This is a genomic window from Pseudoflavonifractor sp. MSJ-37, from assembly GCF_018917965.1.
Classification (GTDB): domain Bacteria; phylum Bacillota; class Clostridia; order Oscillospirales; family Oscillospiraceae; genus Pseudoflavonifractor_A.
Genome location: NZ_JAHLPP010000002.1, coordinates 327,888 through 351,335 on the forward strand (window position 1 = coordinate 327,888; position 23,448 = coordinate 351,335).

At 65.3% G+C, this 23,448-nt stretch carries 18 protein-coding genes; 3 read left to right on the forward strand and 15 right to left on the reverse strand.

The annotated features are described in order from the left end of the window. Positions 1-13 precede the first annotated feature (13 nt). From yqeB to KQI12_RS07370, 3 genes are read right to left on the reverse strand one after another with little or no spacing between them, the layout of a single operon-like run. Complete coding sequence (gene yqeB, locus KQI12_RS07360; protein WP_216572248.1) at positions 14-832, reverse strand: selenium-dependent molybdenum cofactor biosynthesis protein YqeB; 819 nt, start codon at positions 830-832, stop codon at positions 14-16. Beyond that, positions 820-1,542 carry a selenium cofactor biosynthesis protein YqeC gene (gene yqeC, locus KQI12_RS07365; protein ID WP_216572250.1) on the reverse strand — a complete coding sequence of 241 codons (723 nt, stop codon included), beginning with the start codon at positions 1,540-1,542 and terminating at the stop codon, positions 820-822. The genes yqeB and yqeC overlap by 13 nt, the downstream gene beginning before the upstream one ends. A gap of 5 nt (positions 1,543-1,547) precedes the next feature. Beyond that, positions 1,548-2,108, reverse strand: coding sequence for a manganese efflux pump MntP family protein (locus tag KQI12_RS07370; protein ID WP_253290888.1), 561 nt, complete (start codon positions 2,106-2,108; stop codon positions 1,548-1,550). Between the two features lie 210 nt (positions 2,109-2,318). Here KQI12_RS07370 and tadA point away from each other — a divergent pair, with 210 nt between their 5' ends. After that, positions 2,319-2,795 carry a tRNA adenosine(34) deaminase TadA gene (gene tadA / locus KQI12_RS07375; protein ID WP_216572254.1) on the forward strand — a complete coding sequence of 159 codons (477 nt, stop codon included), beginning with the start codon at positions 2,319-2,321 and terminating at the stop codon, positions 2,793-2,795. A 304-nt stretch (positions 2,796-3,099) separates the two neighbouring features. Here tadA and KQI12_RS07380 read toward each other — a convergent pair whose 3' ends face one another. From KQI12_RS07380 to KQI12_RS07415, 8 genes are all read right to left on the reverse strand, one after another. Continuing rightward, positions 3,100-3,675 (reverse strand): NTP transferase domain-containing protein, encoded by a 576-nt coding sequence (locus KQI12_RS07380; RefSeq protein WP_253290889.1) that lies wholly within the window; start codon positions 3,673-3,675, stop codon positions 3,100-3,102. After that, positions 3,672-5,054: a dihydropyrimidinase gene (hydA, locus tag KQI12_RS07385; protein WP_216572256.1), complete on the reverse strand. Its 1,383-nt coding sequence runs from the start codon at positions 5,052-5,054 to the stop codon at positions 3,672-3,674. Before hydA ends, KQI12_RS07380 begins: the two co-directional genes overlap by 4 nt. Positions 5,055-5,307: 253 nt before the next feature. Further along, positions 5,308-6,546: a threonine synthase gene (locus KQI12_RS07390; protein WP_216572368.1), complete on the reverse strand. Its 1,239-nt coding sequence runs from the start codon at positions 6,544-6,546 to the stop codon at positions 5,308-5,310. Positions 6,547-6,641: 95 nt separating this feature from the next. Then, the gene (locus tag KQI12_RS07395) at positions 6,642-8,117 is read right to left on the reverse strand and encodes a pyridoxal-5-phosphate-dependent protein subunit beta (protein ID WP_216572258.1); all 1,476 of its coding nucleotides are present in this window, start codon (positions 8,115-8,117) and stop codon (positions 6,642-6,644) included. Between the two features lie 544 nt (positions 8,118-8,661). Further along, positions 8,662-9,846 (reverse strand): acetyl-CoA C-acetyltransferase, encoded by a 1,185-nt coding sequence (locus KQI12_RS07400; RefSeq protein WP_216572260.1) that lies wholly within the window; start codon positions 9,844-9,846, stop codon positions 8,662-8,664. Between the two features lie 270 nt (positions 9,847-10,116). Next, complete coding sequence (locus tag KQI12_RS07405; RefSeq protein ID WP_216572262.1) at positions 10,117-12,018, reverse strand: hypothetical protein; 1,902 nt, start codon at positions 12,016-12,018, stop codon at positions 10,117-10,119. Next, positions 11,993-12,895 (reverse strand): ABC transporter ATP-binding protein, encoded by a 903-nt coding sequence (locus KQI12_RS07410; RefSeq protein ID WP_216572264.1) that lies wholly within the window; start codon positions 12,893-12,895, stop codon positions 11,993-11,995. Before KQI12_RS07410 ends, KQI12_RS07405 begins: the two co-directional genes overlap by 26 nt. Further along, positions 12,892-13,260 carry a GntR family transcriptional regulator gene (locus tag KQI12_RS07415; RefSeq protein ID WP_216572266.1) on the reverse strand — a complete coding sequence of 123 codons (369 nt, stop codon included), beginning with the start codon at positions 13,258-13,260 and terminating at the stop codon, positions 12,892-12,894. Before KQI12_RS07415 ends, KQI12_RS07410 begins: the two co-directional genes overlap by 4 nt. A 197-nt stretch (positions 13,261-13,457) precedes the next feature. Between KQI12_RS07415 and KQI12_RS07420 the strand changes: the two genes are divergently transcribed. Both KQI12_RS07420 and KQI12_RS07425 read left to right on the forward strand, forming a co-directional pair. Beyond that, on the forward strand, positions 13,458-14,672 hold the full coding sequence (locus KQI12_RS07420; protein WP_216572268.1) for a peptidylprolyl isomerase: 1,215 nt from the start codon (positions 13,458-13,460) through the stop codon (positions 14,670-14,672). Positions 14,673-14,930: 258 nt separating this feature from the next. Continuing rightward, positions 14,931-16,424, forward strand: coding sequence for a peptidoglycan DD-metalloendopeptidase family protein (locus KQI12_RS07425; RefSeq protein WP_216572273.1), 1,494 nt, complete (start codon positions 14,931-14,933; stop codon positions 16,422-16,424). 755 nt (positions 16,425-17,179) lie between these two features. On the opposite strand, the gene mfd is transcribed toward KQI12_RS07425, so the two are convergent. From mfd to KQI12_RS07445, 4 genes are all read right to left on the reverse strand, one after another. Further along, a complete protein-coding gene (gene mfd, locus KQI12_RS07430) occupies positions 17,180-20,689 on the reverse strand; it encodes a transcription-repair coupling factor (protein WP_216572275.1) in 3,510 nt (1,169 codons plus the stop codon). Positions 20,690-20,830: 141 nt separating this feature from the next. Further along, the gene (locus tag KQI12_RS07435) at positions 20,831-21,097 is read right to left on the reverse strand and encodes a phosphopantetheine-binding protein (RefSeq protein ID WP_216572276.1); all 267 of its coding nucleotides are present in this window, start codon (positions 21,095-21,097) and stop codon (positions 20,831-20,833) included. A gap of 1 nt (position 21,098) precedes the next feature. Then, complete coding sequence (locus tag KQI12_RS07440) at positions 21,099-22,556, reverse strand: AMP-binding protein (protein ID WP_216572278.1); 1,458 nt, start codon at positions 22,554-22,556, stop codon at positions 21,099-21,101. Next, positions 22,553-23,386, reverse strand: a complete 834-nt coding sequence (locus tag KQI12_RS07445; RefSeq protein WP_216572280.1) for a VanW family protein — start codon at positions 23,384-23,386, stop codon at positions 22,553-22,555. The genes KQI12_RS07440 and KQI12_RS07445 overlap by 4 nt, the downstream gene beginning before the upstream one ends. Positions 23,387-23,448: the final 62 nt, after the last annotated feature.

Sequence of the window (23,448 nt, forward strand, 5' to 3'; positions counted from 1 at the left end):
TCTCGTCCTCTCCTCAGATATCAGTCGTGCCCGGAGCGTTCCGGGCCTGTTTATGGCGAAAGTAGAGCAGCCCCTCCAGCACGCCGCCGCCGATCGCCCGGGCCTTGTCCGAGATCGTGAAGCAGTGGTCGTAAGCGCACCGGGGGTCGATGTCACCGGACTTCATGCCTTTCTTCACCTTCAGCCCGTCGGGGAGCATCCCACGGACCGTGCCGGGCATGAGGGCGTAGACGGGAGCGCCGTCTACCTCGGCCACTACGTCCCCTTCGGCCACCGTGTCGCCGATGTGGGCCACCGGGTGGAAGATGCCGTCCTGACAGGCCCGGATGATCCGCTGGGTGGTGTAGCCGCCCACGTCGCCGGGGACGCCGGTGTTGGGGATGGGACTGCCCTCCAGCAGGAGGCGGCCCAGATAGTGGCCCCGCTTGGTCTCGATGGCGGCGTGGCAGTCCACGCCGGCGGTGAAGCCGGGCCCCAGCGCAAGGACGATGGGGGCATCGTCGATCCGGGTGTTCACGTTGTACTTGGCCAGGATGGCGTCTACCTCCGCGTCGAAGGAGAGCTGTCTGCGGATCTCCGCCTCCGGATCCACCAGCACGGGGATCTCATCCCGGTCCAGACAGGTCCGGATCTCCTCCACGGTCTCCACATGGCGGGCGGTGACGCCCTCCACGACCGCAGTGACGTCATAGATGCACTGGCAGAACGCCACGGTCCGCCGCACCGCCGTGGGCTTGGCGATGTCCGTCATCACGAGCTGGAAGCCCGCCCGATGGAGCCGATAGGCCACCCCAGTGGCCAGATCTCCCGCGCCTTTGATCAAAACCAGCATAGTCCGCCCCGCTCCTTTTCTTCATAGTGCTGGATGAGCGTGAAGATCCCCAGCCGGTCCAGTCCGGCGGCGATGATCCCGGCACGCTCCCGTAGGACAGGATCATCCGTCTTGTTCAGCAGACAGCGATAGGCCATGGAGGGCGCCACGTTCTTGCGGCTCCCCTCAGGACTGGAGAGGATCTTGACCACATCCTCCTCCGTCACCGGGTCCTCCAGGCGCTTGCCCAAAAAGGCGGCCGTCCGCTCCGGCCGATGGCAGATGACGCCGATGGGCTCGTCCAGGGCGTCCATGCCGGCGATGGCGATCACCGCGTCGGTCTCCGGCGGGATCACAGGCTCATGCTCCGCCGGGACCTTCAGGGGCCGGATCCTGGCCCCGTCCCCCTCGATGAGGACGATGTCCGCCGCTTCCTTGCAGACGCCGATCTCCCCAGTGCCGCAGAGCTTGTCCGCCCGGCCCAGGGTGCCCAGGGTGATGATCCCGTGCGCATCCAGACAGGCCCGGAGGTTGTCCGGCGAGGGGTCGTCCGTGAGGAAGAGTCTGGGATGGGGCATGATGTGGGTGCTGGTGGTGACGATCACCCGTTTCCCGGCCGCCCGGGCCTCCTGGGCCAGATAGTACATGGTGGTGGTCTTGCCGCCGCCGCCCACCAGAGTGACGGACCGGTGCTCCCGCATATCCAGCCGAAGCGCGTTCCAAAGACTCATCTCTCTCAACCTCCGCATAGATGTTCGATCAGGATCTTCACGCCGATCCCGATCAGGACCAGACCGCCCACCAGCTCGGCCCTCTGCTGGAAGAGCTCGCCCAGACGGCGGCCGGCCAGGCCGCCCACCAGAGAGAGGGCGAAGGCCACCACGCCGATCACGGCGGCGGAGGCCAGGATGTCCACCTCCATGAAGGCCATGGACACGCCCACGGCCAGGGCGTCGATGCTGGTGGCGATGGCCAGCAGCAGGAGCCGCCGATGGGAGAGGTCGGAGGCGTCGCCATCAGCGTCCTCGCCGCCGTGGAGCGCGCCCCATGCCATCCGCCCACCGATGAGCGCCAGCAGGCCGAAGGCGATCCAGTGGTCCACCGCCTCGATATAGGAGCTGACGCTGCTGCCCAGCGCCCAGCCCAAAAGGGGCATGGAGAACTGGAAGGCGCCGAAGTAAGCTCCCATCTTCACACCATGTCTCCAGTTGAAGCCGGGCACAGATATCCCGCTGGAGACCGACACCGCGAATGCGTCCAGGGCAAGACTCACCGCGATCAGGAACGTCTCGATCAAACCGTATCCACCTTTTCTCGCTTGATTTCTCCAAAAGCTCATCAGATGATTATAACACATCGGCTCTATCCAGGCTATCCCTTTCGATCCATCTTTTCTATTTTTTCCGCCGTCCATGTCTATTTTTTCTTGCGCTGTGGGGAAAAATCGGGTATGCTGGAACAAGCTGAGAGGGATGAGACCAGATCCATCCGGAGAGGAGGCATGGCCATGGGCCATGAGGACTATATGCGGGAGGCGCTGGCCTTAGCCCGCCAGGCGATGGAGGAAGGCGAGGTACCGGTGGGATGCGTCATCGTCTGGGAGGACGGGCGGATCGTGGGCCGGGGCCGCAACCGCCGGGAGGCGGCCAGGGACGCTCTGGCCCATGCGGAGCTGGAGGCCATCCGGCAGGCCAACGCCGTGCTGGGGGGCTGGCGGCTCCATAAGGCCGTGCTTTACGTGACTCTGGAGCCCTGTCCCATGTGCGCCGGCGGGATCGTGAACGCACGGATCCCCCAGGTGTGGTACGGGGCGAAGGACCCCAAGGCGGGCTGCTGCGGATCGGTGCTGGATCTGTTTGCCCAGCCCTTCAACCACCATCCGGAGGTCCACGGCGGACTGCTGGAGGGGGAGTGCGGAGCGCTCCTCCAGGAATTCTTCCAACGTCTGCGGGACAAGCGGAAGGCGGCAAAGTCTCAAAAATAGGGGGCCAGTTTGTGGACTTGACAGAGGTTTACAGAAAGCATACAAAGATTTAATGATCTTGTAACAGGTCCATGCGAGATTTGTTAACAACTCCGCAGTATCATAGGTCCTGCAAGAGACAGTTTCTTTTCATTTCATTGTATCCTCTTTCCTTAGACAGAGGCCGGACGTCAGGAGCAGGCGTCCGGCCTTTGTCGTGTGACCGACCGATGAGGGACGGGGCGTGGAGAGTGGCGTGAAAAATGGTCAGGGCCGAACGAGATCCGTTCGGCCCTGACCATTTTGAGTCTGGGTATGGGCCGGCCTATCCGCGCAGGTCCTCCGGCCGGTCGATATCGGACAGCTCCCGAGGGTCTAGGACCTCCACCAGACGGAGGCGGTCCGGGTAACGCCGGATGACCTGCCCGCCGCCGGTGTCGCCGGTGAGGGCGGACAGCTCCGGGAAAAAGGCGGCGGGGAAGAGGGCTGGGCTGCCCCGCGTCCCCTGACAGCTCAGAGAGCAGATGTCCTCTGGATGGGCCCGGAAGATCTCCAGCAGACCGAGGACCGTCTCCGGCCGGAGCCATGGCTGGTCGCACACGCCGAAGAGCAGTCCGTCCATAGCGGACAGAGCGGTCGTGCCCAGCCGCACGGAAGCGGAGATCCCCTGGGCGGCCTCCCGGTTGAGGATGGGCTCATAACCCATCCGCTCGCCCAAGATCAGGATTTCATCGTACTGGCTCACGATGACCCGGCGGGCGAAGGGGAGGCCCCGGTACAGCTCCAGAGCCCGGCGGACCAGAGGCACGCCTCTGACCTCTGCCAGCAGCTTGTTGGAGCCGAACCGGGAGCCGAAGCCGGAGGCCATCAGCACACAGCCCAGAGTGAGAGCGCCGCTCATCTCCAGAACTGAGAGGGCCCGCGGGAGACGAAGGTGCCCAGGCCCTCCCGCACCACGCGGCCGCCCTCCACAGCGATCTGGCCGTTCAGCAGGACGGTATCCGTACGGCCGGCCATCTCCATATCCTCATAGGGAGTGTAGTCCACGTTCTGATACTGGTCGGCAGCGTGAATACGCCAAGTATGATCTGGGTCGAAGATGACGATATCGGCATCGCTCCCCACGGCCAAAGTGCCCTTTTGGGGGAACATCCCGAAGAGCCGGGCGGGACGCTCAGACATGGACAGCATCATCTGGAGCACATCGATGTGTCCGCCCTTCACGCCGAAGGTATACATGATGGCGGGGCGGTGCTCGGTGCCGGGGATGCCCGGAGGGATCTGGGAGAAGTCGTCCTTCCCCAGCTGCTTGGTGGTGGCGTAGTCGAAGGAGCAGTGGTCCGTGCCGATGGTGTCGATCTCATCCTCACTGAGGGCCTCCCACAGAGCATCCACGTCCTCCTGCTTCCGCAGGGGGGGCGAGAACACGAACTTGGCGCTCTCGAAGCCGGGGAGCTGATACTTTTCATCGGTCATGGTGAAGTACTGGGGGCAGGACTCCAGATAGAGGGGCTGGCCGTGGGAACGGGCCAGGAGGGCCTGCTCCAGTCCACGCTGTGTGGACAGATGGACCACGTTCACCGGGTATCCCGCCTGCTCAGCCAGAGCCAGCCAGCGGCCAACGGCCTCGGCCTCGATGACGGCGCTGTGGGCCAGGGGGTGACTGCTGGGGGAGAGCTTCCCGGCGGCCTTCAGCTCGGCGATGGACTCGTCGATCAGGTCGCCGTTCTCGCAGTGACAGCCCACGATGCCGCCCTCTTTGCCCACGGCCTTGATGATCTCATAGGCGGTGCCGTCGGGGATGCGCATCCCGTCATAGGCCAGATAGACCTTATAGGAGGTGATGCCCTGCTCCGTCATCCGGGGCAGCTCGTCCCGGATCCGCTGATCCCAGTCCACGATGGTCATGTGGAAGGAGTAGTTGCAGGAGGCATGGCCATCGGCCCGGCTGTGCCAGGCGTCCAGGGCGGACTGGAGGGAACAGCCGTGGTCGGGCTCGGCGAAGTCCAGCACGCAGGTGGTGCCGCCGGCCAGGGCGGCGCGGGTGCCGGTCGTCCAGTCATCGGCGGTCTCCCGGTCGGTGCCTTTGTTCATCTCGAAGTGGGTGTGGGTGTCGATGAAGCCGGGGAACACCAGCTTCCCCCTGGCGTCGATGACCTGACAGCCCTCGGCGGACAGGCCGGGACCGATCGCGGCGATCTTGCCGTCCTCCACCCGCAGGTCGGCCGCGGTGGGGCCGTTGGGCAGGACGAGGGTGCCATTTTGGATCAGGATAGACATATTGGGCCTCCTTTTATGTATGCTCAAAAAGACGGACGGGAAAAAACGGGCCTCATCCATATGGATGAGGCCCGCCGTTCAGGGCTCCGTTTCAGCCGTTTCCGCCGGTATTATATCACGGCCGGCGGCAGAACACAATGTGCGGAGACCGGGGAGCAGACGGTCCGGTCTGCTATTATCGCCGTCTTTCGCATCGAATCGAATCCAATGTCGGATGGCGTTCGTTCCGCCCTGTGGGCGGACCAAAGCCCTATCACGGATGGATATCGTTCTCCTCGAAGGCGTCCAGAAGCGCCTCCATGGTGGGCTTCACCAGCATGGGCTCGCCGGCGGCCTTGATGCCGTTGGCGGCGTCCTTCAGGCCGTTGCCCGTGACCACGCTGACCACAGTGGAGTCCGGGTCCAGCAGGCCCAGCTCCAGAGCCTTCTTCACACCGGCGGTGCCGGTGACGCCGGCCGGCTCGCCGAACACGCCCTGAGTCCGGCCCAGCAGGCGCATGGCCGCCAGGATCTCGTCATCAGAGACGTTCACCGTGATGCCGTTGGACTCCCGGATGGCATTGAGGGCCTTGTCCGCATTGCGGGGCACGCCCACGGCGATGGAGTCGGCCAGCGTGTTCTCCTCCATGGGTTCCCAGGGCGTGTTGGTCTGGATGGCCCGGTTCAGGGGACAGCAGCCCTCCGCCTGTACCGAGATCAGCCGGGGCAGCTTGTCGATGAACCCGGCGGCATACAGGTCCTTGAGGCCCTTCCACGCACCGGCGATGGTACAGCCGTCGCCTACGGACAGGGCGATGAAGTCGGGGACCTGCCAATGGAGCTGTTCCATGATCTCCAGGGTGACGGTCTTTTTGCCCTCGGACAGATAGGGGTTGATGGCGGCGTTCCGGTCGTACCAGCCCCAGCGCTGGATGGCGGCCTTGGACAGCTCGAAGGTGTCCTCATAGGAGCCGTCCACACTGATGACGGTGGCGCCGAAGATCCTCAGCTGAGCCACCTTGCCCTTGGGGGCCCGGGAGGGCACGAAGATATAGGTGGGGATGCCCGCGGCGGCGGCATTGCCCGCCAGAGAGGAGGCGGCGTTTCCAGTGGAGGAGCAGGCGATGATGGGGGCCTTGGCCTCCCGGGCCTTGACCACCGCCATGGCGGAGGCCCGGTCCTTCAGGGAGGCGGTGGGGTTCTGGCCGTCGTCCTTGATGTACAGGGCCTTGAGGCCCAGCACCTTGGCCAGGTTGTCGGCCTTGTACAGGGGGGACCAGCCCACCCGCAGGGGAGTGGGCGCGGAATCAGGCTCCACCGGCAGGAGGGGACGGTAGCGCCACATGGAGCGGTCAGGGCAGTGCTCCAGATCGTCCTTGGTGAAGTGGGCCTTGATGTAGTCGTAGTCGTATACGATGTCCAGGATGCCGCCGCACTCACAGGTGGTGGTGGTAGGCGTAGCCTCATATTCTTTGCCGCACTTGACGCACTTGGCGCATTTCACGTTCTTCAGCAATGGGATGACCTCCTTTTTCACTTGACAGTAGCACAGAAAAACCGGCGGGCGGGCTATGCCCGCCCGCCGGTCGTAGAGCGTTCAGAAAATGATCACAGGGACTTCAGCACGCCGGTGGCATCGTTGAACTCGTCGATCAGGGCGTCCAGGTCCTTGGCCTGAGCGTGGACGGCGTCCCAAGTGCCCTCGGTGTCGTACCAAAGGGCGTTCAGGTCCTTCACGTCCTTGCCCTGCTGCTCCACCCAGGTGTAGTACTTCAGGTTGTGGACGCGCTTGCGGTCCCAGTAGCCCAGCTCGGCCATGTTGTCGGTCTTGAGGCCCAGGATGTGCAGCGCATGGTCCAGGACGGCCTCCTGCTCGCTGTAAGCGCCGTGGGCCTCGTTCAGCTCCTCGATACGGCTCTGGTACATGACGGCAGAGTCGGTGAGGACGGTGAACACCATGTCGTGCTCGGTCAGCTCATAGTACTTGGCCATCTTGATGCAGCACAGCACGTTGGCGATGCCGGAGATGCCCATCCAGGTCAGCTTGCCGATCAGCTCGTCATCCAGGCCCAGCTCTTCCTTCAGGTACTTCTGGCCCTCGGGGGTGTTGAACAGGCGGAGGAGCCGCTGAGAATCCTCATCGTCGATGTCGATGACCATGTCGGTGTTCTTCACATTATGGATCCAGGGGATGTGCTTGTCGCCGATGCCCTCGATGCGGTGGCCGCCAAAGCCGTTCTCCAGGATGGTGGGGCACTGGAGGGCCTCGCCCACGCCGATCTTCACGTGGGGATACAGGTCCTTCAGCCGGTCGCCGGAGGACATGGTGCCCGCGGAGCCGGAGGTGAAGCAGGCGCCGGCGATCTTGTCGCCGGGACGCTTGATGGCCTCATACAGGTCGGCCAGGGCGTTGCCGGTCACGTTGTAGTGCCACAGGGGGTTGCCCATCTCCTCGAACTGGTTGAAGATCATCATGGTGGGATCCTGCTTGAGCTCCCAGGTCTTGTCGAAGATCTCCTTCACGTTGGACTCACAGCCGGGGGTGGCGATGACCTGGCCGGCGATCTTGCTCAGCCAGTCGAAGCGCTCCTTGCTCATCTCAGCGGGGAGGATAGCCACGCTGTCGCAGGCCAGGAGCTTGGAGTTGAAGGCGCCGCCGCGGCAGTAGTTGCCGGTGGAGGGCCAGACGGCGTGATGATAGGTGGAGTCGAACTGACCGGTGACCAGACGGGGGGCCAGACAGCCAAAGGAAGCGCCGACCTTATGACAGCCGGTGGGGAACCACTTGCCGGCCATGGCCACGATGCGGCAGGGGACGCCGGACAGAGAGGAGGGGATCTCGACGTAGTTGGGCACGGCCTGATAGCCGCCGCCGGACTCCTTGGCCTCGTTCTTCCAGGTGATGCGGAAGAGGTTCAGAGGATCCACATCCCACAGGCCTACGTTCTTCAGCTTGGCCTGGATCTTCTCGGGGATGGTCTCAGGATGCTGCATCTGAGCGATGGTGGGGACGATCACGTGGTTCTCCCGGGCCTTCTTGATGTTGTGGTCCAGGCCTTCACGGTTGATAGTCAGATCGATCATATCTATAATTCCTCCTTGACTTCGAAGTACCCTATCGATGGGACGTTATATTTATGATAGCATGATCAGAGCAGAAATCAAGAGAAATGGCAGAATAAACTGTGGAGTTTGAACAGAAAGCATAGTTTAAAAATGATAAAATATACACTTTAGACAAAAGCGTTCGCGAGCGGGGCACAGACATCACAAAGCGCCGGACCGCATCTGCGGCCCGGCGCTTCAGAATGTCGAAAAAGGCATTTTTCACGTTGAGCGATGCAAGAGCCTCGCAGAGTTCCGTCACCCGCAGGGGACGGAATGAGATGTAAGGCGTTTTTTCTGAGGACATGTGCCTCAGAAAAAACTCTTCTCAGGCCGCTAGTGTGCGAGCAAAGCGAGTGCGCGCGGCGGCCTGCATCCCCCTCTCAGAAATGCCAGTTCGTTCTTCACAAAGAACGAACTGGCATTTCTGAGAAGCGTGTCGAACTGGTTCGACACGCTGAAGCGCCGGACCGCATCTGCGGCCCGGCGCTTTTGGACGGTCGTCAGGACTCAGGAATAGGGATCAGCACTTCTCCACGATGACCGCGGTGCCCATGCCGCCGCCGATGCACAGAGTGGCCAGGCCCTTCTTGGCCTCGGGGCGCTTCTGCATCTCATGCAGCAGGGTGACGATGATGCGGGCGCCGGAGCAGCCCACGGGGTGGCCCAGAGAGATGGCGCCGCCGTTGACGTTGACCTTGCTCATATCGAACTTCAGCTCGCGGGCCACAGCGATGGACTGAGCGGCAAAGGCCTCGTTGGCCTCGATCAGGTCCATGTCATCGATGGTCAGGCCGGCCTTCTCCATGGCCTGGCGGGAGGCGGGCACGGGGCCCACGCCCATGATCTTGGGATCCACGCCGCCCTGGCCCCAGGAGACCAGCTTGGCCATGGGCTTCAGGCCGTACTTCTCCACGGCCTCGCCGGAGGCCAGCACGATGGCGGCGGCGCCGTCGTTGACGCCGGAGGCATTGCCGGCGGTGACGCGGCCGCCGTCCTTCTTGAAGGCGGGCTTCAGCTTGGCCAGGCCCTCAGCGGTGCTGTTGTGGCGGGGGAACTCGTCCTCCTTGAAGTCCACGATCTCCTTCTTGACCTTCACGGGGACAGGGACGATCTCGTCGTCGAACTTATGGGCCTCCTGAGCGGCCTTGGTCTTCATCTGAGAGCTGAGCGCGAACGCGTCCAGCTCCTCGCGGGTGATGCCCCACTGATCGCAGACGTTCTCGGCGGTCATGCCCATGTGGTAGTCGTTGAAGGCATCCCACAGGCCGTCCTTCACCATGGTGTCCACCATTTTGGTGTCGAACATCCGGGCGCCCCAGCGGGCGGCGGGCATGGCGTAGGGAGCGGCGGACATGTTCTCGGTGCCGCCGGCCAGGATGATCTCAGCGTCGCCGGCCAGGATGGTGCGGGCACCCTCGATAACGGCCTTCATGCCGGAGCCGCAGACCATGCTGACGGTGTAGGCGGGGATCTCCTGGGGGATGCCGGCGCCCAGAGAGACCTGACGGGCCACGTTCTGGCCGGCCGCAGCGGTCAGGACCGCGCCGAACATGACCTCATCCACCTGCTCGGGCTTCACATTGGCGCGCTTGAGCGCCTCGGCGGCCACGATGGAGCCCATCTTGGCGGCGGGGATGTCCTTCAGGGAACCGCCGTAGGAGCCGATGGCGGTGCGGCAGCAGCTGACGATATAAATGTCCTTCATAGATGATGACCCTCCAAAATTTTATCGATCATGATTTGTAGAGGTGGTCGTTGAAAAGCATCGTTTCAACCAGCGATCTCATTATAATGGATAGAAAACAAAAATGCAACTGCTATTTGTGAATCTTTTAACGAACAAAACTACGAAGTTTAAAACGAAAAAAGCGGCGCTGTCCGGAAAAAACACGCAGAGAACAGCACCGCTTTTGAAAAGATGGTCAAAAATTTAACGGACAGAGGAAGAGTTTTCGGCAGAACGTAAAAAGACTGTTCAGTCTATATCGGACCACAGGATCAGGTCCTCTCCAGCCCCCAGCTCTTGCAGGACAGAGAGGGTCCGCTCCGCTCCGGCTTGGACCGTGACGGTGATCTCGTAGACATTGCCCGGCGGATCCTCCGTCCGGGGCGCGTCCCTCTGCCCGGAGAGGGAGAAGGTGAAGGTCAGGTCGTTCCAGTAGCAGTTGGCGGACCGCTCCGCGCTGTCCATCAGGTAGTGACGGCCCAGTGTGCCGTCCGCCAGGTCGTCCCGGACCGCGGACAGGAGCCGCTGGGCGTCCGATCCGTCGAACTCCAGATCGGAGTTCCCGGTCGTAGAGAGGGAGGCGTGGATCAGCTTGTCGCCGGGGGCGTACCGGGAGAAGTACAGCTCCTCACAGAAGCCAGGGGCGTTGATCAGGTCATCCAGCCGAGCGGCGGGGGACTCCGGGTCGGCCAGAAGGGCCTTTGTCACTGGGATGCGGTAGGTCCGGCTCATCCGGCCGCCGTCGGTGAAGCGATAGGTGAAGGAGAGCGTGACCCAGGAGAACTCCCAGGAGGGGTCGTCGGCGCGGAGGATCTCCTCCCGGGCGAACACGGAGTCGCCGCCGGTCTCCACGGCCTCCCGGATCTCCGCCTTGTGGTCCACCACGGACTGGTGGAAGGCGATGAAGTGCCGGATGTCCTCGGCCCGGTCCAGAGAGGTGGGATAGCAGGCGTCATCGTAGGGCGGGAAGGACTGGCCGTTGGTGAAGGAGATGGAGGCCACCTGCCCGGCATCAGGGACCCGGTCCTCGAAGCCGAAGGGGTCCATCCTCAGCATACCGGCCCCCAGGGACAGCAGGACCAGAAAGACCGCACAGCCCTTCCAGCCCGTCCGGAACACCCGGAAGCTCTTCCGCAGGAACATCTCCGCCACGAAATAGCCTAAGGCCCCGGCCAAGAGCAGGACCGCCAGCAGGACCCACAGGTCGCTCCGCCGCTGGTCCGGGCAGAACAGCGCCCACAGGAAGGGCCCCAGCGCCATGGCGGTGCAGAAGGCCGCGCCATATTTGAAGATAGGCCGCACCCAAGGCACGGACACGATATCACCGGCGGACTCCACCTGCCGCCGCTGATAGAGCAGGAGGGACAGCACCGCCAGCACCAGTCCCACGAAGGCATAGAAGAAGATGGCCGTCAGGCCGGTGAAGCGGTACTCGGGCGAGCCGGTGTCCCCCACCCGGATGCTGTAACAGTAGACGGGAGTGAGCCACTCCACCCAGGCGGGACAGCCCCGGTCATAGGAGAAGCCGAACAGGAGACAGCCCGCCACTGTGTTGGACAGCTGCCACAGGCCCAGGACCAGTACGTTGAGGATCCCGTAGAAAGCGGGCAGGGCCAGGAGCTGGCCGGTGAACATCCCGCAGAACACGGCGAAGGAGTAGAAAAAGAAGCTCATCATGACCTGACACCAGCCCCACAGGAAGAGGAGACCGGCGTCCACGCCCCGCCCGGCCAGGACCTCCGCCCCCAGGGCCAGGAGCCCCACCGCCAGGATGGGCAGGACCAGGAAGGACAGGCCCGCCAGATAGCTGGTCAGGAACAGTCCCTCCCGCCGGATCGGCAGAGCGTGCATCAGCAGGGCGGCCCGGCTGTTGTATAAGTAGGAGAACACCGCCATGGCCGCCAGAAGGCCGAAGATCAGGGACAGGGGGATGCCGATGGGGATCGTGTCCAGCACCAGTCCGGTGGTCCAGTATCCGGGCGCCATATCGAAGTCCAGCCGCGCCCGGAACAGATGCACGGGCAGGATCAGGGTCCACACCGCCCCGTACAGAGTCCAGACCGGCCAGAAGCGGCACAGGTCCTTGCGGAACAGAGCGGGGCTCCACCAGGCCCGGAGCCTGGCCTCAAAGGACGATATCGCGGACCGCATAGTCCTCACCTCCAAGCTCATAGATGAAGATCTCCTCCAGGGTCAGGGGCAGGGCGTCCATGAGGATCGGGGCGTAGACCGCCAGCCGGTTCGTCACCTCGTCGGCGGAGCCCCGGACGATCAGGGTGTGGATCCGGCCCACCTGGGACACGTGGAGGACCTTCAGGTCCGGCGGGAGCTCCGGCAGATCCCTCTGCTGGAACACCACCTGCATCTTCACGATGTCCCCCTGGAGGTCTGCCAGAGACCGCTCCAGCAGGAGCCGGCCCTTGGACAGGATGCCCACATGGTCGCACACGTCCTCCAGCTCCCGCAGGTTGTGGGAGGACACCAGCACCGTCATGCCCCGCTCCGCCGCGTCCTGGAGCATGAGGGACCAGACCTGCCGCCGCATGACCGGGTCCAGACCGTCCACCGGCTCGTCCAGCACCAACAGGTCGGGGCGGCAGCACAGGGCCAGCCAGAAGGCGGCCTGCTTCTGCATCCCCTTGGACAGGCGGCGGATGGGGAGCCGCTCGTCGATGGAGGAGAACACGTCTTTCAGGGCCTCATAGCGCTTCTGGTCGAACGTGGGATAGAAGCCCTTGAAAAAGTCCCGCATATCCCGGGTGGAGGCCGACAGGAAGGTGTACAGCTCGTCGGGGATGGAGGCGATCCGGGCCTTCGCGGCGACGTTCTCATAGACGGGCTCGCCGCCCACCAGCACCTGGCCGGAGTCCTGCCGGCAGACGCCGGTGACGTGGCGCAGGAGGGTGGACTTCCCCGCTCCGTTGGGGCCCACCAGTCCGTAGACCGCCCCGTCGGGCACCTCCATGGTCAGGCCGTCCAGGGCGGCGACGCCGTCGAAGCGCTTGACTACGTTTTTCGTTTCGATCAAGGGATGACCTCCTCTCGATGTGGACGGCGCTCCAGCCGGCGGGTCAGGCTCTCCCTGGATTCGCCCAGGGCGAACAGCTCTCCGGCGGTCCGGTCGAAGCGGGCCAGCAGGTCCCGCCGCCGGAGATCGGCGGCCTCCGGGGCCACAGAGGCCCGCTCCCCCTGGAGCCGGACACAGCCCTCGGACTCCAGAGCCCGATAGGCCCGCCGGACGGGCTCCGGATTGATGACCAGGGCGGCGGCCACGTCCCCGGCGGCGGGGAGGGCCTCGCCGGGGGAGAAGGCCCCGGAGACGATCAGCCGCCGCAGCCCGTCCCGGAGCTGCTGGTCGATGGACCGGGGATCCCGATAGTCCAGCCGAAGCATAGCGGCACCTCACTTTCCGTTCGTTCTGTTTCAGCTATAGATCCAGTATACCGGAAGCTGCCGGCGAAAGACAAGGGGAGAAGTCTTAACATTTCCTGACGTTTTGCCCCGGACAGGATCCGCCTTGTGCCGGCGGGGCCGGAGTGGTATAGTATCAGGGATACCACGCCGCCGCGGGCGGCGGACAGGAGGATATGATGGATCGAATGAAGCGTGGGCTGGCCCTGCTCCTGACGGGAGCGGCGCTGGCCGGGACGATGAGCGGCTGCGGGAGCGTCTCCGCCGGCCATGATGTGACCTATGAGCTCTCCGGACTGAAAAAAGGGGAGACGGTGATGACCGTGGACGGCGTCGCCGTCGATGCGGAGGACTACCTGTTCCTGCTGGGGCAGGCGGTCAGCGCCCAGGACCAGATGGGGGCCCTCACTGGAGACGATGCCTGGACCACCGCCGGGGACGACGGCACCACCCTGGCCCAGCAGGTGAAGCAGACCGCTCTGGAGCAGGCCTCCTTCTATCAGGCCATCCGCAACAAGGCCGACGAATACGGCGTGGCCCTGACCGACGATCAGCAGGCCGAGCTGGACCAGCAGTTCACCGATCTGGAGAGCCGCTTCCAAGAGCAGGGCGTGGACCTCCAACTGGCGCTGGACGCCCAGGGCGTGTCTCAGGACGGACTCCTCCGCTATGCCCAGATCAGCTATCTGGCCAGCGACCTGCTGGACAAGCTGAAGGAGGAGGGGGAGCTGGACCCCACCGATGAGGACATGGACACCTATCTGGAGGAGAACGGCATCTATCGGGTGAAGCACATCCTCCTCTCCACCCGGAAGGAGAACGAGGACGGGAGCTATACAGACTTCTCCGACGCGGAGCAGGCCAAGGTGAAGGCGGAGGCCGACGCTCTGGTCGCCGAGCTGAAGGCCGTCCCCGCGGACCAGCGGGAGAAGGTGTTCACCGAGAAGATGGAGGAGCGGAGCGACGACTCGGGCAGCCAGTCCTCTCCGGACGGCTACACCGCCACCCCCGGCCAGATGGTCTCTGAGTTCGAGGAGGCCTCTCAGGCTCTGGCGGTGGGGGAGATCAGCGACCCGGTGAAGAGCCGCTTCGGCTACCACATCATCCTGCGGCTGGACGCCGACACCGACGAGACGAGGGAGGGCTGGGCCCAGTCCAGGTTCAGCGACCTGATGCGGCAGTGGTCGGAGACCGCCGTGGTGGAGCAGAAGGACTGCTACGACGCGATCGACCCGCAGGACTTCTACACCAAGCTGCTGGCCAAGCAGAGCGCCTATCAGCAGGCCCTCCAGGCGGCGGCCAAGGCCAAGGAGAGCGCCTCCCCGGCTCCGGAGGAGAGCGGCGCGCCGGAGGCCGCCGACAGCTCCGCGCCGGAGGCCTCCCCGGCGGCGTGAAAGACAGTCCGTCCTGACGGGACAGAGACAGAGCCGCGGCATCCGCCGCGGCTCTGTTCATGCCGTTTTCTGACAAAAAATTTCGATTTTTCCTCCATTGGCAGGCCGCTCGGTACGCTGGACGCCAAAAAAGACTTGACGGGATATCGGAAAAAGTGTACACTAACGTTTGTAACCGTTTTGTAATCTTTTTGATCCAAAGCTGTCAGCCGCCGGGATCGGCCCGGCGGTATCTCATATTTTTGGAGGTCCTACCCAATGGACGAGTCCCTTCAGCAGCCCCGCGCGTCTCTGCGCGAGGGCTTTTCTGCGGCCGCCGGCGCCCTTCGGGCGCGGACGCTGGGCGCCGCTCAGGAGCGGATCGAGCGCTTCCTGGAGGAGCGGCCGGAGCTGATCCGCCGGGCGGACGCCGTGGCGGCCCGGTTCCGCTCCTTCCACCCCATGGCCTTCTTGGCCTCTGCCACCATCCTGGGCACTGCCGCCGTGGTGAGCACCGTCTACACCCCCACCTATCAGGTGGTGCTGGACGGACAGCCCATCGGCGTGGTGGCCCACAAGTCCGACTTCGAGGCCGCCGTCCGCCGGGTGGAGGCCCGGGCCACCCAGATCCTGGGCTATGACTACACCATGGACGGGGAGGTCAGCTACCGGCTGGCCCTCACCGAGCGGGACGCCGTCCCCTCCGCCACCCGTCTGGAGCCCTACCTGCTGGATCGGATCGGCGACGTGATGAAGAGCTATGTCCTCTCCGTGGACGGCAAGGTGATCGGCGCCGCCGATGACCGGGCCAGTCTGGACGCCATCCTGGACGAGATCAAGGCCCGCTATGAGACCGAGTCCACCGTGTCCAGCCAGTTCCTGGATGAGGTGCAGATCGCCCGGGAGTATATCTCCACCGATGTGGAGCAGGACGCGGACACCATCCGGGCGGCCCTCCTGTCCAATGCCGACGGCGAGACCACCTATGAGGTCCAGTCCGGCGACACCTTCATGGCCCTGGCCATGGACAACGGCATGACCATGCGGGAGCTGGAGGCCCTGAACCCCGGCGTGGACGTGGACAAGCTCCTGATCGGTCAGACCCTGAACATCAAGGAAGAGATCCCCGTGCTGTCCATCCAGACGGTGGACGCGGTGACCTATGACGAGACGATCGCCCCCGCCACCCGTCAGGTGGAGGACAGCTCCATGTACACTGGCGAGACCAAGGTGCTGGCCGCCGGCTCCGCCGGCGCTCAGCGGGTGTCCGCCAACGTGACCTATGTGAACGGCCGGGAGACCGGCCGGGAGATCACCGGTAGCACCGTCCTGACTCAGCCCACCGAGAAGGTGGTGGCGGTGGGGACCAAGGAGCGCCCCTCCTGGCTGCCCAAGGGCTACTTCATCTGGCCCGTGTCCGGCCGCGTGACCTCCGGCTACGGCTACCGGTCCATCTTCAGTTCCTACAGCTTCCACCGGGGCATCGACATCGCCGTATCCTATGGCACGTCCGTGAAGGCCGCTGACGGCGGCACCGTCACCTTCGCCGGGTGGAACGGCACCTATGGCAAGCTGGTGGTCATCGACCACGGCAACGGCAAGCAGACCTACTACGCCCACAACTCCAGCCTGCTGGTCAGCGTGGGGGACAAGGTCTATCAGGGCCAGGCGATCGCCAAGGCCGGTTCCACCGGCCGCTCCACCGGCACGCACTGCCACTTCGAGGTCCATGTGAACGGAAGCCTCGTGAATCCGTACAATTACCTCAGCTGAGGAGAAGAGGACGCCCCCGCTCGTCTGTGAGCGGGGGCGTTTTTGTGTCCGCCCAACGGGGCGGGGGAGATGTGTCCTCGCTTGCGCAGCCGTTGGCGGCTCTGCCGCCTTACGGATGCGGCATGCCCCTTGCGGGTGCGCGCGGGCCGCCTACTCGGCAGGAGCCCCCTTTCTTTTTCTCCCATGAGAAAAAAGAAAGGGGGGAAAGAAAAAGAACGCCAGAGGGGGCGGACCTCCCCTCTGGACACCCCCTATGCGCTCGTCCTCTCCTCATTCGGTCATAAAGGCCCTGTCCTCGTCTCGGATGTCCTCTGATCGCGCGGAGCGCACGGCTGAAAGTCTATGGTGGGGCGTCGGGGACGCCGCCCCTATGATAGTCTGGACGTACAGAGCGCTCCCGTCCGATCCTGCCCTTCGAAGTTGCCGGGCCATCTTGTTTTTTGAGCCAAAAAACGTCCGTCGGGAGCGCCGGGCGAACGTGTGTGTGCTGCCAGGCTCGCGCGGGCGCTGTTGCCTTCGAACGCCGGCCGGGGACGCATTGGGGGGAGTCCAGAGGGGGATCGACTGTCCCCCTCTGGCGGTCCTTTTTCTTTCCCCTGTTTCTTTTTCTGCCGCACAGAAAAAGAAATAGGGTCCCCGCCGGATAGGCGGCCCGTCCGCACCCGCAAGGGGCATGCCGCATCCGTAAGGCGGCAGAGCCGCCAACGGCTGCGCAAGCGAGGACACAACACCCCCGCCCGTTGGGCGCGGCCCGCTCATCCCTCTGCCTTGGCCAGATTCTCCACCAGCCGGGTGCTCCACTTGAGGGCGTCCTCGCCCTTTTTCAGACGGAGGGCGATGCAGGGCTTGTCGCCGGGGACCACCACCAGGCGGCCCTGGTACTTCCGCTCCGCCGCCAGGGCGGAGATCTTCTGGAGGTCGAAGTCCCGGAGGAAGAAGTTCACGCTGGCCCCCTTCTGGACGATGTCCGAGATGCCGCTGGCCGCCGCGTGGGCCCGGAGGATCGCCACCGAGATCAGGGCGTTCACCGTGCGGGGCGGGTCGCCGTAGCGGTCGATCAGCTCGTCGGTCAGGTCGTCGGCGTCGGCCTCGCTACGGATGGCCGCGATCCGGCGGTACAGGTCCATCCGCTCCTCCTGGCTGGGCACATAGCGGTCGGGGATCGAGGCCGCCACCGTCAGGTCGGCGGAGCACTCGCTGTCCTTGGGGAGCGGCTTGCCCTGCTCCTCCAGCACGGCCTCCTCCAGCAGCTTCAGATAGAGGTCGTAGCCCACGCTGAGCAGGAAGCCGGACTGCTCCGGACCCAGCACGTTGCCCGCGCCCCGGATCTCCAGATCCCGCATGGCAATCTTGAAGCCGGAGCCGAACTCCGCGAACTCCCGGATCGCGCCCAGACGCTTGGAGGCCACCTCGCTGAGGACCTTGCCCCGGCGGAAGGTGAGATAGGCGTAGGCCCGGCGGCTGGACCGGCCCACCCGGCCCCGGATCTGGTGGAGCTGGGCCAGGCCCATGTGGTCCGCGTCCTCGATGATGAGGGTGTTGGCGTTGGGGATGTCGATGCCCGTCTCGATGATCGTGGTGCAGACCAGCACGTCCAGCTCGCCCTCGCTCATACGGCTCATCACGTCGTTGAGCTCCTCCTGGGTCATCTGGCCGTGGGCCACGCCCACGTTGACCTCGCCGCCCAGCAGCTCCCGGATCCGGGCGGCGGTGCGGCTGATCGTCTCGACCCGGTTGTGGAGATAGTACACCTGCCCGCCGCGCTCCAGCTCCCGGCGCATGGCGTCGGAGAGCACGCCCCAGTCGTGCTCCAGCACATAGGTCTGCACCGGCTGGCGGTCCATGGGGGGCTCCTCCAATGTGGACATGTCCCGGATGCCGGAGAGGGCCATGTTCAGGGTCCGTGGGATCGGGGTGGCGGAGAGGGTCAGAACGTCCACCTGCCGGGAGAGCTCCTTGAGCTTCTCCTTGTGGGCCACGCCGAAGCGCTGCTCCTCGTCGATCACCAGCAGGCCCAGGTCCTTGAACTTCACATCCTTCTGGAAGAGCCGGTGGGTGCCGATCAGCAGATCGATGCCGCCCTGCTCCACCCGGCGGAGGGTCTCCTTCATCTGGGCGGGGGTGCGGAAGCGGGACACCACATCGATCTCCACCGGATATTTGGCGAAGCGCTGCTTGGCGGACAGGAAGTGCTGGCGGGCCAGCACGGTGGTGGGGACCAGGATCGCGGCCTGCTTGCCGTCCAGCACGCACTTCATGATCGCCCGGAAGGCCACCTCGGTCTTGCCATAGCCCACATCGCCGCAGAGGAGCCGGTCCATGGGCCGGGCCTGCTCCATGTCCCGCTTGATCTCGGCGATACAGCGGAGCTGATCGTCCGTCTCGGCGTACTCGAACTGGTCCTCGAACTCCTTCATCCACTCGGAGTCGGGGGAGAAGGCGAAGCCCGGCTGACGCTGGCGCTGGGCGTAGAGCTGGATCAGGCCCTTGGCCAGATCCTTCACGGCCTTCTTGGCCTTGTGCTTGGCCTTCTTCCACTCGGTGCCGCCCAGCTTGGAGAGCTTCTTCTTCTCCTGGGCGTCCTCGCCGCCGCCGATGTATTTGCTGACCAGATCCAGCTGGGTGGCGGGGACGTAGAGCACGTCGGCCCCGGCGTAGGCGATCTTGATGTAGTCCTTCTCCACGCCGTCCACCTGCATCTTGACCATCTCCTGGAAGCGGCCCACGCCGTGGTGCTCATGGACCACCAGGTCGCCGGGGGAGAGGTCCGCGTAGCTCCCCAGCTTGGCCCGGTTGGTGGGGCCGTCGTCGGCGCGGGACTTCCGCTTCCGGACGGGGCCGCTCTGGCCCTCGGTGAGGATGGCGAACCGCGCGTCCGGGAACTCCAGACCGGCGGACAGGCCGCCCACGGCGATCACCGCCCGGCCGGACTGGGGCAGTTCGTGGAGGGCATAGTCCACGGCGGGCTTGAGGCCGTTCTCCCGCAGGAGGATCTGGAGGTTGTCCGCCCGCTGTTGGCTGGAGGCCAGCACCACCGCCCGATAGCCCTCGTCCAGATAATGGGACAGGTCGGAGACGGCGGTCTCCAGACTGGTGCCGTAGGAGGGGAGCTGCTTGGCCAGCAGGTTCAGGAGGGTCCGTGGCTTCTGGGGATACTGGCCGGTGGTGAAGGAGTCCAGATAGGCCAGGGGCCAGTCGGCCAGCCGGGCCCACAGTTCCTCCATGGTCCGGGAGAAGCGGGCGCTCTCCCCGGCCAGCGTGCCGTTCTCCAGCAGGGCGCCTACGTCCTCGCCCAGCTGCCAGAGCCAGTTTTTGCCCCGCTCCATCACCCGGGGGGTCTCGCAGAGGAGGACCACCGCGTCGGGGGGCAGATAGTCGGCGGCGGTGGCCATCTGGGGATAGATCAGGGGGAGATACCGGTCCAGAGCGGGGAAGGCGGCCCCGTTCTCCAGCCGCTCCAGGTCCTCGGAGAGGCTTTGCGGGAGGCCGGCTTGCTCCCCCTTCCGGCGGCGGACCTGCTCCAGGAGCTGGCGCAGGCGGTCCGTCAGGCCGGAGAGGCCCCCGGGGGCCAGATGGGGCAGGACCTCGGCGGCGGGCAGGAGCTCCACCTCGTCCAGGTTCGCCGTCCGGCGCTGGGTGTTCACGTCGAACTCGCCCATGGAGTCGATCTCGTCCCCGAAGAACTCCACCCGGACGGGCTTCTCCCGGGCGGGGGAGAACACGTCCAGGATGCCGCCCCGGAGAGCGAACTGGCCCACGCCCTCCACCTGCTGGCACCGGGCGTACCCGGCGGCGGTGAGGGCCTCGGTCAGCTCGGCCAGATCGCAGCTCCCGCCGGCCCTCAGTGTGCGGCAGGCGGCGGAGAGGAGCTCCGGGGGCAGGGTGCGCTGGAGCAGGGCCTCCACCGTCACCACGGCCAGCCCGGCCCGGTCCTGAGACAGGGCCCGGAAGGCGGCCAGCCGCCGGTGCTCATACTGCCGGGAGACCACGGCGGCATGGTGGAAGGTGAACTCACGGGGGGCGATCAGCAGGACCTCCTCCTCGGTGAGGGAGCGCAGGTCCCGGGCCAGCCGTTCCGCATCGCTCTCGTCGGCGCAGACCAGCACCACGCTCTGGCGGGCCTCCCGCCGGATGCCGGCGGCCACATAGGCCCGCAGGACGGGGGAGAGGCCGGAGAACGCCGCGGGACAGCCGCCGCCGTCGATGGCGGCCAGGAACTTCTGAAATTCGGGCAGCGCCCGCAGCACATCGGTGAGCAGTTTCATCCTTCACCCTCCTTTTAGAAAAATATGGAAGTCATAGACGTGCAGAAGACCCCCTGTTCCCATCCGGGCAGGGGGTATCCCATGTGCTGAACAGGATAGCACGTTCCGGCGGGAGCGTCAAGGAAAACGGGATCTTTCCGGTCAGAATGTGCGTGATATACCATCACCCGATTCCCGGGCGGCCCGCTCCACCGCCTCCAGGATGGACTCCGCCGTGCGGAAGGTCTCCCGGGGCAGACGGGCCGGGGAGAGCTCGATCCCCCGGTCCTCCAGTCCCTCCAGCAGCAAAATGAGCGCCAGGGAATCCAGCAGCTCTCTCTCCAGCAGGTCGGTCCCCGGCATGCCCGCTTCCGCCTCGCCGCAGGCCTCGGCCAGCAGGGCGCGGAGCGCTTCTATGGTAAGAGCCATGCTACAACCACTCCTCTAATCTCTTTCGGTCGCATTTTCCGTTGGGGGTCAGGGGCATACAGGGGAGGATGCGGTACCGCCCCGGTATCATCCACGGCGGAAGTCGCTCCGCCAGCCGGCAGGAGAGCGCTCCCTCATCCGGAAGGTCTTTCCCTTCCAGGAAAGCCGTCAGGCCCCGGACGCCCCCATCCGGTCCCCGGCGAGGGAGCACCGCCGCCCGCTCCACCCCGGGAAGGGTCTCCAGCGTCCGCTCGATCTCCTCCGGCTCTATGCGGTAGCCCTTGTATTTGATCTGCCGGTCCTTCCGGCCCCGGAACCAGAGCTTCCCATCCCGGAACACGCCCAGGTCGCCGGTGCCGTAGGCCCGGCCGGAGGGGGTCTCCCGGAAGCCGCCGGGCCCACCGTCCAGATAGCCGGAGGAGAGAGCCCCGCCCCGCAGGACGATCTCTCCCACCGTCCCCGGCGGGCAGGGGCGGCCATCCATCTCTATGGAGAGCTCCGCCGTCCCTCCTCCCCAGGTCCCGATGGGCAGTTCTTCTCCGGCACAGTCCTCCGGCGTGATGCGGGCGGCAGTGACTGCGCAGGTCGCCTCGGTGGGACCGTAGGCATTGTAGAGGGCAAGGTCCGGGAATCGGTCCAGCAGCTTTCCCGCCGTCCGGGGCGGCAGGACCTCCCCGCAGGAGAACACCGCGCCCAGAGCGGGGATCTGCCCTCGGCAGAAGGACGCGTCCGTAAGACACAGACGCAGGAAGGATGGGGTCCCCACCAGGAGGCCCGCCTTACTTTTCCACACAGCGGGATATAATGTGGAAAAGTCCCGCTGTTCCTCCGCCGTAAGGGCGGTGTGGGTCCCTCCGGTCCACATGGACAGATAGAGATCGGCCACCGACAGGTCAAAGGCGTACCCCGCCTGATTGAGCACCCCCCGGCGGGCCCCCGCCGCAATGCCCGGAAGGCCCGCACTCCAGCACAGGAACCGGTCCAGGCTTCCCCGGGAAATGGGTACTCCCTTGGGCCGCCCCGTACTCCCGGAGGTGAAGATGAGATAGGCGCTCTCCCAGTCGGAGACCTCCTCCTCCGGCCACTCCGCCGGGACCGGAAGGGCCTCCAGCTCCCGCCGGCCCAGCCGGGGAACACCGGGAAGCTCCAGCTCCTCCACCGCCAGAAGCAGTCCGGCCCCCGCCTGCTCCGCCGCCTGCCGGACCCGATCCGGGGGCCAGCTCCGGTCCGCCGGAAGATAGGGCCGCCCCGCCAGCAGGCAGGCCAGAAAGCACACCGGCATCCACGGCTCCTTATGGCCGTACACCACCACCGGGCCCCGCCCGGTCCGGAGGAAAGCGGCCACCGCCCGGGCCTGCTCCCCCGCCGTGCGCCAGCTCAGCTCCTCCCCGCCGGAGCGGAAAGCGGCGGTCTCTCCCAGCGTCTCACAGTGAAGCCGGACCCGATCCAGAAGTCTCATTCCGCCCCCTCCTTTTCTTCCTCGGGGATGAGGGCGGGGTCGTACATCACCCGGGAGTGATTGTCCAGCACCAGCTCCCGGCCCACGGTCTCCCCGGTGGCCCGGTCCACCGTCTCCCGGTAGACCTGGCTCACCCGGAACCAGTCCGCCCCCTCCCGGACATAGCGGTGCCCCTCCTCCCGGAGCCGGTAGCGCCGGGGAAAGGGACGCTCCGCCCGCAGCTCTCCGCACAGGTCGTCCCCCTCCAGCCACACCCGGAGCTGGACGGTCTGCCCGGTGTCATTGCGGAAGCGATAGTCCACATGGGGGTAAAAGATGGAGGTGCCGGTGCCGAAGGGGGTCCGCCGCCGCTCATCGGGAAAGAGGGCGTCCGAGTGGTGGTGGAGCTCCGAAACCGTCAGCGGGCTGTTCAGCACCAGATAGTGGATCAGATTGGCCAGCTGACACAGGCCGCCCCCCACCCCGGCATAGAACCGCCCGGCGCCGATGGTCAGCCCCTCCCGATAGCCCCGCCCGGCGGTGGGCGGCCCCACCAAACGCCAGAAGGAGAAGGTCTCCCCCGGCGCCACCAAGATCCCGTCCACGCAGGGCGCCGCCAGGGCCATATTGCTCCGCTTGTTCTCCTGAAGGGACAGATCCACCCCGTGGAGCCGCCGCAGCATGGGGGAGCGGTGTCCCTTCACCACCGCAGGAAGAGACTCCGCCGAGGTCTCCAAGGCAAAGTGGGTGTGCGCCCGGGTGTCCCGCCATCTGCGCCGGAGGGCCTCCTTTTTCAGGGCGATGCGGTAGCAGACCGGCCCGTATTCACAAAAAAGCTTTCTCCGTTCCATCCGTTTTTCCTCCCACGCCATTCCTGTCCTGCGTCGATTTTACTCTATCTCTCCGGAAAAGT